The 17,832-nt window shown below is 67.7% G+C and carries 13 protein-coding genes; 7 read left to right on the top strand and 6 right to left on the bottom strand.

Features of this window, described 5'->3' with window-relative positions:
* The first annotated feature begins 13 nt into the window (after nt 1-13).
* From F1D05_RS16565 to F1D05_RS16555, 3 genes are all read left to right on the top strand, one after another.
* Entirely contained in the window at nt 14-1,348 is a 1,335-nt protein-coding gene (locus F1D05_RS16565; RefSeq protein ID WP_185448501.1) for an ABC transporter substrate-binding protein, read from the top strand.
* A gap of 25 nt (nt 1,349-1,373) precedes the next feature.
* Nucleotides 1,374-2,528, top strand: a complete 1,155-nt coding sequence (locus F1D05_RS16560; RefSeq protein ID WP_185449200.1) for a Gfo/Idh/MocA family protein — start codon at nt 1,374-1,376, stop codon at nt 2,526-2,528.
* A gap of 258 nt (nt 2,529-2,786) precedes the next feature.
* Nucleotides 2,787-4,424, top strand: coding sequence for a hypothetical protein (locus F1D05_RS16555; protein ID WP_185448500.1), 1,638 nt, complete (start codon nt 2,787-2,789; stop codon nt 4,422-4,424).
* Between the two features lie 114 nt (nt 4,425-4,538).
* Here the strand turns inward: F1D05_RS16555 and F1D05_RS16550 are convergent, their stop codons facing one another.
* From F1D05_RS16550 to F1D05_RS16540, 3 genes are all read right to left on the bottom strand, one after another.
* A complete protein-coding gene (locus tag F1D05_RS16550) occupies nt 4,539-5,363 on the bottom strand; it encodes an isocitrate lyase/PEP mutase family protein (protein ID WP_185448499.1) in 825 nt (274 codons plus the stop codon).
* 86 nt (nt 5,364-5,449) lie between these two features.
* Nucleotides 5,450-6,457: a glutathione S-transferase family protein gene (locus tag F1D05_RS16545; RefSeq protein ID WP_185448498.1), complete on the bottom strand. Its 1,008-nt coding sequence runs from the start codon at nt 6,455-6,457 to the stop codon at nt 5,450-5,452.
* A 38-nt stretch (nt 6,458-6,495) separates the two neighbouring features.
* A complete protein-coding gene (locus F1D05_RS16540) occupies nt 6,496-6,774 on the bottom strand; it encodes a helix-turn-helix domain-containing protein (RefSeq protein WP_185448497.1) in 279 nt (92 codons plus the stop codon).
* A 65-nt stretch (nt 6,775-6,839) separates the two neighbouring features.
* Here F1D05_RS16540 and map point away from each other — a divergent pair, with 65 nt between their 5' ends.
* Nucleotides 6,840-7,616 carry a type I methionyl aminopeptidase gene (gene map, locus F1D05_RS16535; protein WP_185448496.1) on the top strand — a complete coding sequence of 259 codons (777 nt, stop codon included), beginning with the start codon at nt 6,840-6,842 and terminating at the stop codon, nt 7,614-7,616.
* A 6-nt stretch (nt 7,617-7,622) separates the two neighbouring features.
* Here the strand turns inward: map and F1D05_RS16530 are convergent, their stop codons facing one another.
* Nucleotides 7,623-8,831, bottom strand: coding sequence for a cytochrome P450 (locus F1D05_RS16530; RefSeq protein ID WP_185448495.1), 1,209 nt, complete (start codon nt 8,829-8,831; stop codon nt 7,623-7,625).
* A 274-nt stretch (nt 8,832-9,105) separates the two neighbouring features.
* On the bottom strand, nt 9,106-10,320 hold the full coding sequence (locus F1D05_RS16525; protein ID WP_185448494.1) for an aldose epimerase family protein: 1,215 nt from the start codon (nt 10,318-10,320) through the stop codon (nt 9,106-9,108).
* Between the two features lie 232 nt (nt 10,321-10,552).
* On the opposite strand from F1D05_RS16525, the gene F1D05_RS16520 reads away from it, so the two are divergent.
* From F1D05_RS16520 to F1D05_RS16510, 3 genes are all read left to right on the top strand, one after another.
* Nucleotides 10,553-11,152, top strand: a complete 600-nt coding sequence (locus F1D05_RS16520; RefSeq protein ID WP_185448493.1) for an isochorismatase family protein — start codon at nt 10,553-10,555, stop codon at nt 11,150-11,152.
* A gap of 7 nt (nt 11,153-11,159) precedes the next feature.
* Nucleotides 11,160-12,077, top strand: coding sequence for a GlxA family transcriptional regulator (locus F1D05_RS16515; protein WP_185448492.1), 918 nt, complete (start codon nt 11,160-11,162; stop codon nt 12,075-12,077).
* Nucleotides 12,078-12,211: 134 nt separating this feature from the next.
* Nucleotides 12,212-14,353, top strand: a complete 2,142-nt coding sequence (locus F1D05_RS16510) for an MMPL family transporter (RefSeq protein ID WP_246486754.1) — start codon at nt 12,212-12,214, stop codon at nt 14,351-14,353.
* A 49-nt stretch (nt 14,354-14,402) separates the two neighbouring features.
* Here the strand turns inward: F1D05_RS16510 and F1D05_RS16505 are convergent, their stop codons facing one another.
* Entirely contained in the window at nt 14,403-17,588 is a 3,186-nt protein-coding gene (locus F1D05_RS16505; protein ID WP_185448490.1) for a glycoside hydrolase family 3 N-terminal domain-containing protein, read from the bottom strand.
* Nucleotides 17,589-17,832: the final 244 nt, after the last annotated feature.

The following is a 17,832-nucleotide window of genomic DNA, read 5'->3' as shown; positions in this document are numbered from 1 at the left end:
AAAGGTGCACATCATGAGGCCGCTCTCCCGTTCCACCGGTGCCCCGCCGTCGTCATCAAGAGGCTTGCGAGTCTTGGCTGCCGTCGCGATCGCCACCTCCCTGCTCGTCGCGAGCGGCTGCGGCGGTTCGTCTGGTGGACAGTCCGCCAACGGCGAGGTCACCCTTCGCTTCAACTGGTGGGGCTCCGACACCCGGCACAAGCTCACCCAGCAGGTGATCGAGGAGTTCCAGAAGGAACACCCGAACATCAAGATCAAGGGTGAGTACGGCGAATGGGCCGGCTACTGGGACAAGCTCGCCACCACCGTGGCCGCCAACGACGCTCCCGACATCATCCAGATGGACGAGAAGTACCTGCGCGAGTACGCCGACCGCGGCGCGCTGCTGGACCTGAAGAAGGCCGACGGGCTGGACACCGGCAAGTTCGAGCCGGACACGCTGGGCACGGGTGAGTTCGACAACGGGCTGTACGGACTCGACGCGGGCATCAACGCGTTCACGATCGTGGCCAACCCGGCGGTCTTCAAGGCCGCGGGTGTCGCCATGCCCGACGACAAGACCTGGACCTGGGATCAGTACACCCAGCTCGCCGCGCAGATCAGCACGAAGCTCAACGGGAAGGGCTGGGGGACCGCGGCGCCCGGGAGCAACGACGCCGGCCTGAACATGTGGGCCCGGCAGCACGGGCAGTCGCTGTTCACCAAGGACGGCAAACTCGGCGTCACCAAGGAAGGCGTGACCGAGTTCTGGTCCAACGTGGTGAAGATGCAGGAAGCGAAGGCGACGCCGTCCGCGGCGTTCACCGCGCAGGACATTACCGCGCCGCTCGACCAGTCCGGGATGGCGACCGGCAAGCTGGCGATGAGTTACGGCTGGAGCAACCAGCTGAACGCGCTCAGCAAGGCCTCCGGTCAGGACCTCGAGCTGCTGCGGCTGCCGAGCGTGAGCGGCAAGGCGAGTGAGAACGGCGCGTACTACAAGGGATCCATGTTCTGGTCGATCTCCTCGCGCTCGAAGCACCCCAAGGAGGCGGCCGAGTTCGTCAACTACCTGGCGAACAGCCCGGCGGCGGGCAACATCCTGCTGGCCGAGCGTGGGGTCCTGCCGAACACCGAGATCCGGGCCGCCGTCGCGTCGAAGCTGAAGCCGGCCGACGCCGCGTCGCAGGCTTTCATCGCGAGCATCGCCAGCGAACTCGGCGAGCCTTCGCCGCCCCCGCCGGTCGGAGGTGGTCAGGTGGAGAAGATCATCCAGCGCTACACCACCGAGGTGATGTTCGCCCGGATGAAGCCGGACCAGGCGGCCGAGGCGTTCATCAACGAAGTCAACGGAGAGCTGGCCAAGTGACGTTGCTATCAGCAACTGATTCGTGGTGACCGGCCGGGACGCCGGGGCGGGGTTCCGGCCGGTCACCGTGGGGCTGGCCGGAGTGCACGGCTTCGGGGCCGTGCATCTGCGGAACGTGACCCGGCTGGCGGCCGAAGGGCGGGTCCGTCTGGTGGCCGTCGCGGATCCGCGACCGCCTGGCGAGGAGTTGCCGCCGGACGTCGCCGTGTACTCCGAGCTGCGCGAGCTGCTCGATGCCGTCGAGGTCGACGTGGTGATCATCGGGACGCCGATCCAGACCCACATCCCGCTGGCGGAGCTGGCCCTGCGGGCAGGGTCGGATGTACTGCTGGAGAAACCTCCGGCCGCCTCGCTGGCGGAGTTCGAGCACCTGTTGTCGGTGATCGAAGAGACCGGGCGCAGCTGCCAGGTCGGGTTCCAGACGGCCGGCTCCCATGCCGCCCAGGCGTTGGCAGCGATGGTGGCGGACGGGCGGCTGGGCGAGCTGCGGGGGATCGGGGTGGTCGGCACGTGGGTGCGCACCGCGCAGTACTGGCAACGATCGCGGTGGGCGGGTATCCGCACGCTCGACGGGGTCGATGTGGTCGGTGGCGCCGTGACGAATCCCTTCGCTCATGGGACGGCGGCTGCGCTGATGATCGACGGCTCGGGGTGCGCCGACCAGGTGAGGTCTGTCGAGACCGAGCTGTTCCGGGCCAATGCGATCGAGGCCGACGACACTTCCGTCGTACGGGTGCTCACCAGTCGCGGTACGACGGTGGTGACGGCGCTGACGTTGTGTGCCGAGGTGCACGATGACGAGCCGGTGGTGATCGTGCATGGGTCGGCCGGACGTGCGGTCCTGCGGTACACGAAGGATCGGCTGGAGTTGACGGTCGACGGGCAGACGACGGAGACGCAGTACGGGCGGGACGATCTGCTGGAGAATCTGATCGACCATCGGGCCGACCCTGCTGTGCCGTTGCTGGCACCGTTTGCAGAGACGGGCGCATTCACCCGGGTCGTCGAGGCGGTGCGGGTCTCGGCGCCGCCTGCCGAGATTCCTGCTTCGCTGGTCCGCTGGGAGGGCGAGGGCTTGGAGCGCCGCCCGATCGTGGCCGAGGTCGAGAAGTGGGTCACGCGTGCGGGCGAGGAGCTTGCCTTGTTCACCGAACTCGGGGCGCCCTGGGCGACCTCGTAGTACGGAGCAGGGCTGTTCCGTACTGCGAGGGCTCGGAGGATGCGCGGGTTTTCCTCCGTGATGGTCGAGGGGGTGGCTCCGTTGGAAGTGTGAAGCAGACGTTCGTTGGGGAAGTTCGGGTAGCAGTAGCAGATCGATTCCGGGATCGACTCCCCGGGACGGCCCCCGAACCGGTAGCCTCGTCCAGCCACCTGGGGAGGCCGCACTACCATCGCCGACGAACTGCCGGAGAGCCCAAACCGGTCAGGAGACCACGTCTTGCAGGAGAACACCACCAGCACCAGTACTGGCGAGCTCGCCAACGTACCTCTCACCGGTGCTGACAAAGTTGCCTACGCTTTCTACGCCACCGCCGCCACAGCGGCCCTCGTCGGTCAGGTCTGGGCCGGCGTCACGCACATCCCGTGGCCGGACGAGGGATTCTCGCCATTCCTGAAGATCGCCCTCGTCACGCCCGCGGTCGCCGTCATCGAGCTCGGTGGTGTCGCGACCGCGGCGCTCGCCGATCTTCGCCGCCGTAAGGGCGAGCAGGCCTACGCCTACCGCGCGATGTCGCTGTTCGCGGCGATCGTCGCGCTCGTTTTCAACGTGGTAGGCCACTGGCGGCCGGAGGAGCGGTTCCTCGCCTTCGGCTTCGGTGGTCTGTCCGCGTTCGCCTATGTCCTCTGGCTGATCCACAGCTCGGCCCGCCGCCGCGACGCGTTGCGCAAGGCCGGCCAGATGGCGACCACCGGACCCGTGTACGGCGTGGTCCAGTGGGCCCGCGAGCCGAAGGTCACCTGGCTCGCGCGGTCGATCGCGCTCGAGCACGGGTACGGGTTGTACGAGAGCCTGCGCGCCGCGCGGCACCAGATCCGCAACAACGCGCGTCGCGACGCGATCGCCGGCACCGTTGCCGAGTACATCCGGTCCGAGCACCAGGACGAGCGGCTGGCGAAGATCGCCGAGACGACGTACGACGCGGACCGGCTGGCCGGGATGCTGGAGGAGCGGATCAACTACGAGGTCGTCACGAACAAGCTGACCCTCGCGATCTCGCCGCCCCCGCCGGAGCCGGAGCCGCAACCGCAGAAGGACGAGCGGACCGACCTGCGCGCGGCCGTCTGGGTCGTCGAAGGCACGACGCCGCCGGTGCAACAGTTGCCCGCTCAGCAGGTTCCGGTTGAGCAGCTTCGGCCCGCCGCCGGAGTGCCGCTGCGCAATGACGAGCAGTGGGAGGAGGCGATGACCGGCGAGCTGATGGCGGTCGAGTACCTCCCTTACGACCGTAGTACGGAAGATGCGGACGAGGCCGAGGTCGTCGAGGAGGGGGCCGCCCCGCAGTACGTGCAGCCGGTCGCACCTGTCGTGCCAGAGCCGGTCGCACCGAGGGTGCCGCGGGCGGACCTGCCGGTCGCACAGCCGATGGCCCAGCCGGTCGCCGAGCAGGAGCACGTCGTCCAGGCGACGCCGAAGCCGGTCGTGAAGCCGCCGCTGCCGAAGCCGGCCGCGACCCGGAAGGCGAAGACCGTGCGCAACAGCGTTCCGCAGTCGGCCGCGCCGGTGCCGACGCTCGAGGAGCCGGTGGTCGCGGCGACGCCGGAGCCCGTCGTACCGGGTGGTTCCGAGCCCGTCCGGGCCGAGGAGCCGACCGTGATCGCGCGCGAGGTCACATCCCGCACGACGCCGTCCAACAGCCGTCCCGCGCCGAAGCCGAAGGCCTCGTCGTCGCGGGGTGGTGGCGATCTCGACAAGAAGCGCCAGCGTGCCTGGGCGCTGCTCGGCGACTGGCCGTCCGACCGCCCGCGCACCCCGGAGGTGCTCGCCTCGGCGATTGCCTCCAGCAACGACGACGCTGCCGCGTTCATCGTGCAGTACGACGCCGAGAACAACCTGGCAACCGCCAACCAGAACTGAGCCCCACCAAACAGCCGGCCAGATTTCTTCTGGCCGGCTGTTTGCTTTCGTACGACGCCCCGCTTAGCGGCTCCTCCGTCGCCCGCTCGACCACCCGCGCCGGGTACGGCTGTGTCAGCTCTTGGCCTGCCCCAGAAGTTCCGTGAGGCGGGGAAAGCCCAAGCCGGCGGAGGCTGTGGCGATGTCTCCGGAAGACAGGGACCTGGCTGCTTGTTCCAGCGACAGCATGGTGTGGCCGTAGAGGGACATGCCTAGGCTGATGCGCTTTACGCCTACCTGGTGGAGTTCGGCGACCGTCAGGATCTTGTCTGCGGGGGAGATGACGACGTTGACCGGCTTTGGTGCGACGGCCGCGACGATGGCGCGGACCGTGGCCAGGTCGGGTGGGAAGGGGGCGTAGAGGACATCCGCGCCGGCTTCGGCGAAGGCGGTCAGGCGGCGGAGGGTGTCGTCAAGGTCGGGGTTGCCCTGGAAGAAGTTGTCCGTTCGGCCGGTGATGACGATCCTGCCCTTCGCGGCGGCGACGGCGTGGCGGATTCGCAGTACGGCGTCGTCGAAAGCGCGAATGGGCTGCTCGGGGTTGCCGCTGGTGTCTTCGATGCCGATTCCTGCGAGGCCCGCGGCGATCGCGGCCTCGACAGTCCCGGCGACCTCCTCGGGGGTCTCGCCGTAGCCGTCTTCGAAGTCGCCGTTGACCGGAAGGGCGGTGAGCCGGCCGAGTAGTTGAGCGTGCTCGAGATGTTCCTCGCGGCTGACCGCGTGGCGTCCGTCGAAGCGGCCGAGGGTGGCGGCGAAGGCGGCCGAGGAGGTCGCGATCGCTTCGAAGCCCGCATCGGCGAGGATCAGCGCGGACAGCCCGTCCCAGGCATTCGGCATCACGAGGCCACCGTCGCGGGTGTGCAAGGCCATGAACTTCTCGTAGAGCTCGAAACCAGACATGCCAGTCCCCTCTTGGGAAGAGTTGAACTCCGCCCGGCTCCTGCGTGCCGGTCGCCGTAGGGCGACGATACGCCGCGTGGGTGAGGTCAGCCGGCGCCGTGGCCGGTGGCGACCCGCTCGCTGTCGCGGGTCGGCTCGGGCGGCGTGCCGTCTCCGAACGGCCTGCCGCCGAGGGCTTCGCGGCCGTGCGGAGTGAGCCAGGTCGACAGGTCGGGGCCGTCGGGGATGATCTGGGTCGGGTTGATGTCGGTGTGCACCAGGTAGTAGTGCTGCTTGATCTGGACGAAGTCGACCGTGTCGCCGAACCCCGGGGTCTGGAACAGGTCGCGCGCATACGCCCACAACACCGGCAGCTCGGTGAGCTTGTTGCGGTTGCACTTGAAGTGACCGTGGTACACCGCGTCGAACCGCGCCAGCGTGGTGAACAGCCGCACGTCGGCCTCGGTGATGGTGTCGCCCACGAGGTACCGCTGGTCGCCAAGCCTTTCGGACAGCCAGTCGAGGGCAGTGAACAGTCGCTCGTACGCCGCGTCGTACGCCTCCTGCGAACCGGCGAAACCAGCGCGGTACACGCCGTTGTTGACCTCGGTGTAGATGCGCTTGGCAACTTCGTCGATCTCGTCCCGCAACGGCTCCGGGTACAGCTGCGGAGCGCCGTCGCGGTGGTACGCCGTCCACTCGGTCGACAGATCGAGCGTGAGCTGCGCGAAGTCGTTGGTCACCACGGCACCGCTCTGTACGTCGACCATCGCGGGCACCGTGATGCCCTTCGGGTAGTTCGGGTCGCGCTTGAAGTACGCGTCCTGCAACCGCGGAATCTTCAGCACCGGGTCGACGCCGCCCGGGTCGAGATCGAACGTCCAGCTGCGCTGATCATGTGTCGGTCCGCAGAACCCGATCGACAGCACGTCCTCCAGCCCGAGCAGCCGGCGAACGATGATCGCCCTGTTCGCCCATGGACAAGCCCGCGCCACCACCAGCCGGTACCGCCCCGGCTCGACGGGATACTCGGCATCGGGGTCGTTCGTGATCCGGGTGCTGAGGTAGTCGCTGTCCCGGTTGTACTCGCCCTTGGGGTTCACAGAAGAAGACACCCCTCCAGAGTGCCCAGCTACCCAAGACCTCGAACCCGCTACGAGGCCAACCGCCTGCGGGTGTTGGTCGGTTCAGGCTGGTTGATCTCTGCCCAGACCGTGTCCAGGGAAAGGTTGAGCACATCGGCGATCGCCGCGATGGTCGGGAACGCAGGTGTCGCTACCCGGCCCGACTCGATCTTCCGTAGGGTCTCCGGTGAGACGTGTGCGTCGAGCGCGGTCTGGAGCATCGAGCGCTCACCCCGGGCGCGACGCAACAGGGCGCCGAGACGCTGTCCACGCTCGACCTCCGCGGGTGTGAGCGGCAACCTGACCATGACCCGATGATAGTACCGGGATAATATGGACGGGATAGTTATTGGTTGCGTGAGGAAGGCGCCGCATGATCGAGATCCTGAACTCCACCGAACTGCCTCGAGCGAAGGAGGCAGGCGCCCTGGTCGCCGACATTTTGCAGACGATGAAGAGCCGTAGCGCGGTCGGCACGAACCTCCTGGACATCGACCAGTGGGTCAAGGCCATGATCGTCGGGGCCGGCGCGGTGTCCTGCTACGTCGACTACGAGCCGTCCTTCGGGCGAGGGCCGTTCGGCCACTACATCTGTACGTCCGTCAACGACGCCGTGCTGCACGGACTGCCGCACGACTACACGCTGGCCGACGGCGACCTGCTGACACTCGACCTCGCCGTCTCCCAAGGCGGAATCGCCGCGGACTCTGCCATCACCTTCATCGTGGGCGAGTCGAAGGCCCCGGAGAGCGTCGCGCTGATCAGCGCGACCGAACGCGCCTTGAGTGCGGGCATAGCCGTTGCCGGCCCGGGAGCCCGCATCGGCGACATCTCCCACGCCATCGGCACCGTCCTCAGCGAGGCCGGGTACGAGATCAACACCGAGTTCGGCGGTCATGGCATCGGATCGACGATGCACCAGGACCCGCATATCTCGAACACCGGACGTCCCGGTCGTGGCTACAAGCTGCGCCCCGGGCTGCTGCTCGCACTGGAGCCATGGGTGATGGTCGACACCGCTGTGCTCGTCACCGACGCCGACGGGTGGACGCTGCGAAGTGCAACAGGTTGTCGGACAGCACACAGCGAGCACACGATCGCGATCACCGACGACGGAGCCGAGATCCTCACGTTGCCGACAACCACCTGAGCAGGCTCACGCAGTACGGCCGAGGTTCACCGGGAGTTCGGCCAGGCCGCTGACCAGGACCTGGCGCCATTTGAGGGATTCGGCGGGCTTGGCCAACGAGAGGTCGGGGAAGCGGCGGAGCAGAGCCAGCAACGACTCCTGGAGTTCGATGCGGGCCAGTTGGGCGCCGAGGCAGAAGTGCGGACCGAAGCCGAACGAGAGGTGCTTGTTGTCCTTGCGGTCCAGGCGAAGCTCGTCCGGATCGTCGTACTGGCGTGGATCCCGGTTGGCCGAGTTCAGGGCAGCCATCACGCCTTCGCCGGCTTTGATCTGTACGCCGTGCAGTTCGACGTCCTCGATCGCGACCCGCAACTGCCCGACCTCGCTGAACCGGTTGAAGCGCAGCAGTTCCTCGATCGCGGAGTCCACCAGCGAGTGGTCGGCGACCAGCCGGGCCCAGTTGTCCGGCCAGCGCAGCAGTGTCGCGATGACGCTGGAGATCTGGTTCGCGGACGTCTCGTGGCCGGCCACCAGCAGGTTGACGCCGAACGAGATCAGCTCCTCCTGGCTGAGCCGGTCGCCTTCCTCGCGGGCGCGGACCAGTTCGTCGAGGAGGTCCTCGGCCGGCTGGTCGCTGTTCGCCAGCTTCCGGTCGACGAGTTCCTCGATGTACGCCGTGAGGTCGGTCATCGCCTGCTCGACCAGATCCTTCTCGGCCATCCGCATGCTGTAGCCGAGTTCGGTCCACTCGCGGAACTGGTTGCGATCCTCGTACGGGACCCCGAGCAGCTGACAGATCACCTGGATCGGCAACGGCAGCGCGACCAGTTCGCGGATGTCCGCACCGTCCCCGGCCGCCGCGACGTCGTCGGCGAGCTTGGCCGACAACTCGGCCACCCACGGCCGGGTGCGCTCGATCCGCCGATGCGCGAAGGTCGACGACACCAGCTTGCGCAGCCGGGTGTGCCCGGGCGGATCCGTCGTGGTCAGGCTGTTCGGCATCGGCTTGGCCAACGCGACCCGAGGGGCCCCCTGCTTGACCACCGCGGCCCGCGAGAACCGCGGATCCGCGAGCACCATCCGCACGTCGTCGTACCGGGTCACCAACCAGACCTCGGCCCCGGCCAACGTCCGCACCCGCGCCACCGGCCGGTTCTCCCGCAGCGCGGCGAACGTCGGCGAAGGATCGAACTGAAACGCATCGCTGAACGGAATCTCAAGCACCGGCTCCGACATACCCCGACCCTAAGTGAGTCAGGTAGGCCTTCGCTCGCATCCAAGCGGGTCGGGCCCCGGACCACCACCCCGGTGACCTCGGCGTACTGCGCCGCTCTGTCAGGCGTACGCCAGGTCGGGCGATCGTGTCCCGACGGACAGGTAATAGTCGCGACCGGCCGGGGGTGCTGAGCGTGCCCGGCGGTCGACGCGGTCCGAAATGACGGCCATTACCTGTCGCTCGGGACATCTCCCCAGCCCCTCCGCCGCCAGCCGGCGGCGGAGGGGCTGCCGGCTACTTGGTGCCGAAGGTGTAGACGGTGGTGGAGGTGAAGACCTCGCCGGGGCGGAGGACCGTGGACGGGAAGTTGGGCTGGTTGGGGGAGTCGGGGAAGTGCTGGGTCTCGAAGGCGAAGGCGTCGCCCTGGCGGTAGGCCCGGTTGCCGATGCCCTGGAAGGTGCCGTCGAGGAAGTTGCCGCTGTAGAACTGTGCTCCGGGCTGGCTGGTGTGGACCGTCACGGTCCGGCCTGCCGCGGGCTCCCAGAAGCGGGCGGCGAAGCGCATCCCGTCGGCGCCGGCCTTGCCGAGCACGAAGTTGTGGTCGTACCCACGCCCGATCACCAGTTGGGGGTGGTCGTCGCGCAGTCGCGCGCCGATCGCGGTCGGCTGGTTGAAGTCGAACGGCGTACCGGCCACCGGGGTGAGCTCGCCGGTCGGGATCAGCCCCGCGTCGACGGGCGTGAACTTCGGCGCGTTGAGCTGCAGGATGTGTCCGTCGATCGAGCCCGAACCCTCGCCGGCCAGGTTGAAGTACACGTGGTTGGTCAGGTTCTGGATGGTCGGCTTGCCGGTAACTGTGGCGTGGTAGTCGATCCGCAGGTTGTCATGCTTGTCGAGCGTGTAGGTCACCTTGCTGGTCAGCTCACCCGGGAAGCCCATCTCGCCGTCGGGGCTGACGTAGGTGAACGCGACGCCGACGGCAGACGAGCTCTGGACGACCTTGGCCTTCCAGACCCTCTTGTCGAAGCCGATCGTGCCACCGTGCAGGGCGTTCTCGCCGTTGTTGATCGGGATCTGGTAGGCGTGGCCGTCGATGCTGAACTTGCCCTTGGCGATCCGGTTGCCGTAGCGGCCGACGGTGGCGCCGAAGTACGGGCTGAGTGCCGCATAGTCCGGCAGGTTGTCGAAGCCGAGGCTGATGTTCTTGGTGTGGCCACGCCGGTCCGGGGTGTCGACCCGCTGGATGGTGGCCCCCCAGGTCAGCATCGAGATCGTGACCCGGCCGTTGGTGAACGTGTAGACGTCGACCGCCTGGCCGTCCGGCGTGGTGCCGAACGGGTCCTTGCGGATGTCGAGTCGTCCGTGACCGCGCTGCGCATCCATGGCGGCGACCTTATCGGGCGTTCCCACGGCGTCGGCCCCGGTCTGCAGGGCGCCGGCGGCCGCGGCACCCAGGCCGAGCGCGCCCGCGGTACGCAGGACTTGGCGGCGGGGCAGGTTGTCAGGCATTAGATCCCCTCACTGGTTGTAGCCGGTCGTCGGCCGAGAGAGCGTGCACACAGTGCCGACGTGGGCACTGTAAGCAGGCTTCTCCGGTGTTTGGAATAGTTTGGAACGGTTCGAATCCGTCCGACAGCTCCGGCCCGGAAGTCAGGACAATTGCGCGGCCCTGACCAGATCCGTCCGGTTCAGGGCTGGTCGGTGCCTACCGCAAGCGCCGGGAAGGCCGCAGGATCGAGGTATGAGCCAGACAGCATTGATCGTCATCGACGTTCAGGAATCCTTCCGCGTCCGCCCCAACTGGAGCGCGGTCGACCATCCCGACATCGCCGACCGGGTCAACCGCCTGGTCGCCGCGGCCCGCGACCGCGGCGACCTGGTGGTCTGGGTCCTGCACAGCGAGCCGGGCACGGGCGGCGCGTTCGACCCGGCCGAAGGACACGTCCGGCTGATCGAAGGCCTCACGCCGATCGATGGTGAGCCGGTGATCCCCAAGACTTCGCACAACGCCTTCACCACAACGAATCTGCAGCAGATCCTCACTCAGCGCGGCATCCGCGAACTGATCATCAGCGGCATCCGCACCGAGCAGTGCTGCGAGACCACCACCCGGGTGGCATCCGACCTTGGGTACGACGTCGTCTTCGTCACCGAGGCCACCGCGACGACCCCGCTGCCGCACTGGACCATGCCGGCCGACGCCACTCTCGAGGAGATCCTGGCCGACCCCCGCACGCTCAGCCCGGCGGTGATCGCCGAGCGGACCGAGTACGCCCTGGCCGGCCGGTTCGCCACCATCCGGACGCTGGACGAGGTCGCCCCGGTGCTCGTGGCATCCTGACTGGATCATGCCCACCAAGGTCGTGTTCTTCCTGCTGCCGAAATTGCACCTGCTGGACCTTGCCGGCCCGGCCCAGGTGTTCTCGACCGCGAACGACCTCGGTCATGGTTACGACCTGTACTACGTGGCCGAGGTCGACGAGATCGTCACGGCGCAGGGGATCCCGGTCAAGGCGCGGTTGGACTGGCCGGAACTGGGCCCCGCCGACCTCATCGTCGTACCGGGCTGGCGGTCGCCCAGGTTCTCGCCGCAGGCGCCTCTCGCAGCGGTGACGAAGCAGCGGCTGCGGACTCACCACGCGGGCGGCGGTCAGGTCGCGAGCGTGTGTTCCGGGGCGGACGCGCTGGGCGCGGCCGGTCTACTCGACGGCCGCAGGTACACCACCCATCACGACCTCACCGAGACGCTCGCCGCGCGGTACCCGAAGGCGCAGCTGATCCGGGATGTCCTGTATGTCGAGGACGACCGCGTCATCACCTCGGCGGGGATCGCCAGCGGGATCGATCTGGCGCTGCACCTGGTCGCGGTCCAACGCGGCGCCGAGGCTGCGGCCCGGGTGGCGCGTGAGATGGTCGTCTACGCGCGGCGCAACGGCGACGAACTCCAGGAGAGCGCGATGCTGCGGCACCGCGGCCATGTCAGCGACCTCGCCCATCGGGTTCAGGACGTCATCGACAGCCGGTACGCCGATCAGCTCCGGCTGGCCGAGCTGGCCAGTGGAGTCGGGGTGAGCGAGCGGACCTTGACCAGAGTGTTCACGGCCGCGACCGGCCTCACGCCGTTGCGATACCAGCAGATCCTGCGGCTCGAGCGGGCCGAGAATCTGATCGGCCACGGCACCACGATCGAGGCGGCCGCACGAGCCGTCGGCTTCGAGGACGCGCGGATGCTCCGCCGTCTCCGGTCCCGCCCGGCCGCGGGGTAGACCTAGGTCTACCGGTGAGGGGGGTTTGGGGCTCCTGAGTTCCGCCGCCGATCACGCGACGCTCGACGCAGTACGGGCACAGCGCTCGGTGCGGGGTCGGCGAGAGGCAGAACATGAGCAGGGGATCGGTGACCGTGCGCGCAGCACGGTGGAGTGCTACTCATCCGTGGCGGGCGATCGGCCTCTGGCTGTTGCTCGTCGTCGTAGCGGTCGGGATGTCGGCCGTGATTCCGAAGCAGGCGACCAAGGACAAGGACAACTGGGTCGGTCAGTCCGGCGTGGCTTCGCAGCTGATCGAGGACGCGAACCTCGGCGAGCGGCCGAGCGAGACGATCCTGATCACCAACTCGGGAGCCGTGCTGGACAAGGCGTCCGCGACCAGTGTGATCGGTCAGCTCCGCCAGAAGATGACCGCGATCAATGCCGTCGGCAACGTCGGCCAACCGGTCTGGGCGGAGAACGGCAAGGCCGCGCTGCTCCCGATCGAGCTGAAGGGCACCGCGGACGACGCCGCGGACAACGTCGGCAAGCTCGTCGCGGCAACGGCCGAAGTACAGCGCGCGCACCCGGACCTCTCCATCGCCGAGACCGGAGAAGCCTCGCTGGACAAGGGGATCTGGAAGCAGGTCGGGGCCGATCTGGGTCACGCCGAGAAGCTCAGCCTGCCGATCACCTTCGCCTTGATGTTGCTTGCCTTCGGCGCCTTGATCGCGGCCGGGATCCCGGTCCTGCTGGCGTTCTCCGCGGTTGGGGCGGCGCTCGGGTTCTACGCGCCGCTGTCCTATCTCTTCCCCGACGGCGGCTCGGTGGCGAACGTAGTACTGCTGATCGGGATGGCGGTCGGCGTCGACTACTCGTTGTTCTACCTCAAGCGGGAACGCGAAGAACGCCGTCGCGGGCACAGCACGATCGATGCGGTCGAGATCGCGGCAGCCACGTCGGGACACTCGGTGGTCGTCTCGGGGATGGCCGTGATCGTGTCGATGGCCGGCCTGTATGTCGCTCAGGACGCCACCTTCTCGTCGATGGCGACGGCAACCATCGTCGTAGTGGCGGTTGCCGTCCTCGGTTCGTTGACCGTCCTCCCGGCTCTGCTGGCGAAGCTCGGCCACCGGGTCGACCGGCCCCGGGTCCCGCTGCTGTGGCGGCTCAACCGGCGCATCGGTCCGGGCGGTATCAGCCGCCGGATCCTCGCCCCTGTACTGCGCTTCCCCCGCATCGCACTGGTGATCGCGGCCATCGGGGTGGTGGCGCTCGCAGTACCGGCGTTGGACATGAAGACAGAGCCTGGTGGGTTGAACACGCTGCCGCAGGCGATTCCCGAGGTACGCACGATGACGGCGTTGCAGGAGAACTTCCCGTCCCGCGGTACGTCGTACTCCGTTGTGGTGAAGGCATCCGACGGACAGGCGGCTGCGGCTGCGCTGGCGAAGCTGCGTGGGGACGCGGTGAAGACGGGCGAGCTGGTCGCGATGCCCGGTGAGGAGATCCGGGCGTCGGGGAACACCGCAGTACTGACGATGGCGTCGCCGCATCCGGACAGCAGCCAGGAGGCCAAGGACGCGTTGCTGAAGTTGCGGAACGATCTGGGTCCGGCAGCGCTGGGTTCCTTGCCTGGAGCAACATGGGCGGTCGGCGGGGAGGCGGCCTCGTCGAGTGACTACGGGCAGCATCAGCGGGACCAACTGCCTTATGTGATCGCGTTCGTGCTCGGGCTGACGTTGCTGATGATGGCCTTCACCTTCCGCAGCCTGGCGATCGCGCTGGTGACGACGCTGCTCAACCTGGCCTCGGTGGCTGCCTGCTTCGGCGTACTGTCGCTGGTCTTCCAGCACACCTGGGCGGAGGGATTGCTCAACTTCACCTCGCCGGGGTTCGTGGTGTCGTGGATCCCGCTGTTCCTGTTCGTGATCCTGGTCGGGTTGTCGATGGACTACCACGTGTTCGTGCTCGGCCGGATCCGCGAGGGCGTCCAGGACGGGCTGTCGCCGCGGGACGCCGTACGGAAGGGGATCACTGAATCCGCCGGGGTGGTGACCAGCGCGGCGGCGGTGATGGTGTCGGTGTTCGCGGTCTTCGCGACGCTGGGCATGATCGAGATGAAGCAGATGGGCGTCGGCCTCGCGGTCGCCGTACTGATCGACGCGACGCTGGTCCGGATCGTGATCCTGCCCTCGATCATGGTCCTGCTCGGACGGAAGGCGTGGTGGCCGAACAAGCTCTACGCCGCATCAGCCGCCGAGCCGGCCACGGACCGGGAACTGGTCAAGGTCTGAAACGCAAGAAGGGCCGGTGGTTTCCCACCGGCCCTTCTTTTTCGATAGATCAGTGCAGCTTGTACGCCACGGTCAACTTGCTGATCGCGCCGCTCAGATCACCGGTGAGCGACAGGTGCGCCGCGTCGGAGGTCAGCTTCGAGGTGGCCTCGTCGAGGTTCTGCCCGATCTGGTCCTGTGCGATCCAGCGGGCCGCCCCCACCACGGCGTCGTCGTCCGAGAACGAGTCCACCTTGCTCCGCTGCAGGAATTTCCCGGCCTGGCCAAGTGCGGCCAACGCGCCCGGCGCCTGCGGACCTGACCAGTCCTTCACCCGCAGAGCCAACTCGATGTAGACCACCGCTGCGAGCGCCTGGCCGTCACGAGAACCCTTGCGCAGCAGCTCCTTCTGCGCCGTCGCCAACTGCCGGCGAGCCGCTGCCTGGGTGGTCAGACCCCAGCCGTACGGATACTGCGGGTCGTACGCCGCGTCGCCGACGTTGAGCGGCTCCTGGTCCTCCGAGCGCGGCCAGGTGACCGGAAGCCGGCCGGTGAACGGACGCTTGCCGAACAGCACATCCGCTACGCCGGCGCCTTCGGTGCCAGGCAGCCAGGAGGCGACGACGGCGTCGATGTCGCCGAGCTGGTCCGCGATCACCTGCGGCCGGCCGGAGACGATCAGGACGACACACTTCATCGCCGCGCAGACCTTGCTGACCGTCGCCTTGTCGGCGTCGGTCAGGCCCAGCGTGTGGCCGTTGTTGCCGACGTCACCGATGCCTTCGGCGTACGGCTTCTCGCCGACCACGACGACACCGACATCGTGTCCCTCCAACGGTGCCGAGGCGTCCTGGCTGAACGTTGCCGTCGGTGCGACCTGCTTGATCCCGTCCAGGATCGTCGTACCGGTGGTGGTGTTGCCGGAGGCACCTTGCCAGGTGATGCTCCAGCCGCCCATCTGGTTGCCCAGGTCGTTGGCGTTGCTACCGGCGACGTAGATGTTCGAAGTGCTTGCCAGCGGCAACAGATTGCCGTCGTTCTTCAGCAGCACCTGGGACTTGGCCGCCGCCTCGCGCGCGATGGTCCGGTGCGCTGCCGAACCGATCTGGTCCCGGTTGCTGGTGTCGGTGTACGGGTGCTCGAACAGGCCGAGCTTGAATTTCTGGGTCAGGATCCGGCTGACCGCGTCGTCCACCCGGGCCGGAGTGACCCGGCCGGCCGTGACCTCGGCGGTCAGACCGGTGATGAAGTCCGGGTAGTTGGTCGGCACCATGATCATGTCGAGGCCGGCGTTGATCGACGTACGGATGTCGCTCGGGTAGTCGCCGGGGATCTGGTCGATCGCCTGCCAGTCGCTGATGACGAACCCGTCGAAGCCCATCCGGTGCTTCAGGACGCCGTTGATGAGCGCGGCGTTCGCGTGCATCTTCACCGGACCCTGGTCGTCACCGATGATGTCGACACTCGAGTACGACGGCATCACGGAACCGACGCCGAGATCGACCGCGGTCTTGAACGGGTCGAGGTGGATCGCCTCCAGTTGCTGCGGAGTGACCTCGGTGATGCCCTGGTCGATCTTGTAGTTGCCGGTCGTCGACGATCCGTACGTCGTACCGCCGTCGCCCACGTAGTGCTTCGCGGTCGCCAGCACATGGTTGCTCTGGGCAAGTTGACTGCCGTCGGCCTTGCCCTGCATGCCGGTGATGACAGTCGCCATCGCCTTCACCAATGCGGGGTCCTCGCTGATGCCCTCGTACGAACGGCCCCAGCGGTCGTCACGGACCACGCACACGCACGGCGCGAAGTCCCATGGGATACCCGTCGCGCGGACCTCGGTCGAGGTCACTTCACCGGCACGCCGGGACAGGTCCGGGTCATGGGTGGCGCCCATGCCGATGTTGTGCGGGAGGATCGTCGCGCCGATCACGTTGTTGTGCCCGTGCACGGCGTCGACGCCGTAGATGAGCGGCACCTGCAGCCTGGTCGCCTGCGCGTTCAGCTGGAAGGTGTCGATCATCGCGGCCCAGCCGGCCGGGGTGTTCGGCGTCGGCACCGAGCCGCCACCGGACAGCAGCGAACCGAGCGCGTACGTCGCGATGTCGGACTTCGACTTGAGTGCGTTGCGCTCGGCCTGGGTCATCTGGCCGACCTTCTCGGCCAGGTTCATCCGGCTGAGCAGGTCCTTGACGCGGAGCTTCACCGGGAGCTTCGAGTTCAAGTAAGGCAGGTCGTGCGCGTTGATGACGACCTGCGGGTTCGCCGGCGCCTTGGCCCCGGTGACCGTGAGTTCGAGCGGGATCGTCTCGGCGACCTCGGGGATCTTGTCCTTCTTGGTCGTCACTGTGACGAGCTGGGAGGTGCCGGACGGCGTACCGGCGGGGAAGGTGAAGGTTCCCGAGACGGGGCTGTAGTCGCTTGGGCCCGCAGTACCGGTTCCTGTGCGGTAGTCGACCGTGACGGGCTCTTCCAGCGGAGTACTGCCGGCGGTGCCGAGAGTCACCTTGATTTGGGCGGTGCCACCTTCTTTGACCGGGTAAACCCCGGCGTCGGTGGTCACGCTGGCCTTCAGAGCCGGGTCAGCCTTGCCGTAGACCTCCACCTGGTCGATCGCGAACTCACCAGGAGTTCCGACCGGCATGGTGATCGCGTAGCCCCACATCTGGGTCAGGTTGAGCACCTGGTCGATGCCGCCGACCGGCTGATAGTCGCCGCGATAGTTCAGGTCCGCGAACGGGATCTCGACCTGGTGCCAGCCCTCCCAGTCGTCGGTGAAGCTCGTGTTCCACAGCTCGGACGCCTCGGCGTTCGCGCCGCCGTCCTTGATCTCGAAGAAGATCCGCTTACCGGAACCGGGCGGGAGCGGCGCGGTGTTCTGGCCGTACCACCAGAACCGGATCCCCTTGTGCGCGGACCAGTCGCCGGGGTTCTGGTCGAAGGTGACGTCGTGGCTGAGCCCGCCGTACCCGCTGATGTTGTACGTCCCGTGCAGCACCTTCTCGCCTTCGGGCGCGTCGGCGCGAGCCTGGAACTCCATCGTCGGCGGATCGTCGGCATCGCTACCCCAGCCGAAGATGCCCGCGTTGGGCGGCGAGGCGAACGCCTCCGCCCCCTCGAACGCGGCCAGCACGATCGGATCCGGGTCGACGGCCGCGGCCTGGGAAGCAATTCCGAACGGCAGTAATCCGGTCAACAGCGCGGCGGTCGTCACCAACGCGGTACGGCGTCTCGGCGGGCGGATGGCAGTCCACCTGGGCATGGCGACTCCTCGTTTGCTGCGCGAGCCTCACGCACGCGTCGCCTGATGCTCAGCGCAGAATCCCCGCCGGTCAATACCCCACCGGTTCCGGAACTAGAGCGCTCTCACACCGCAAGATTCCACCCACCAGGCCCTAAACCCTGGTACTCCGCCCCACGCGCACTCCTCCGTCGCCCGCTCCCACTCGTGATCCGCAATGCATCCGCTCGCGGTTCGCCCACCTGGTGCCTGAGGCGTGCCCCAC

It is taken from the genome of Kribbella qitaiheensis (assembly GCF_014217565.1).
Lineage (GTDB): Bacteria > Actinomycetota > Actinomycetes > Propionibacteriales > Kribbellaceae > Kribbella > Kribbella qitaiheensis_A.
This window is presented reverse-complemented; position numbering and strand designations above follow the sequence as displayed.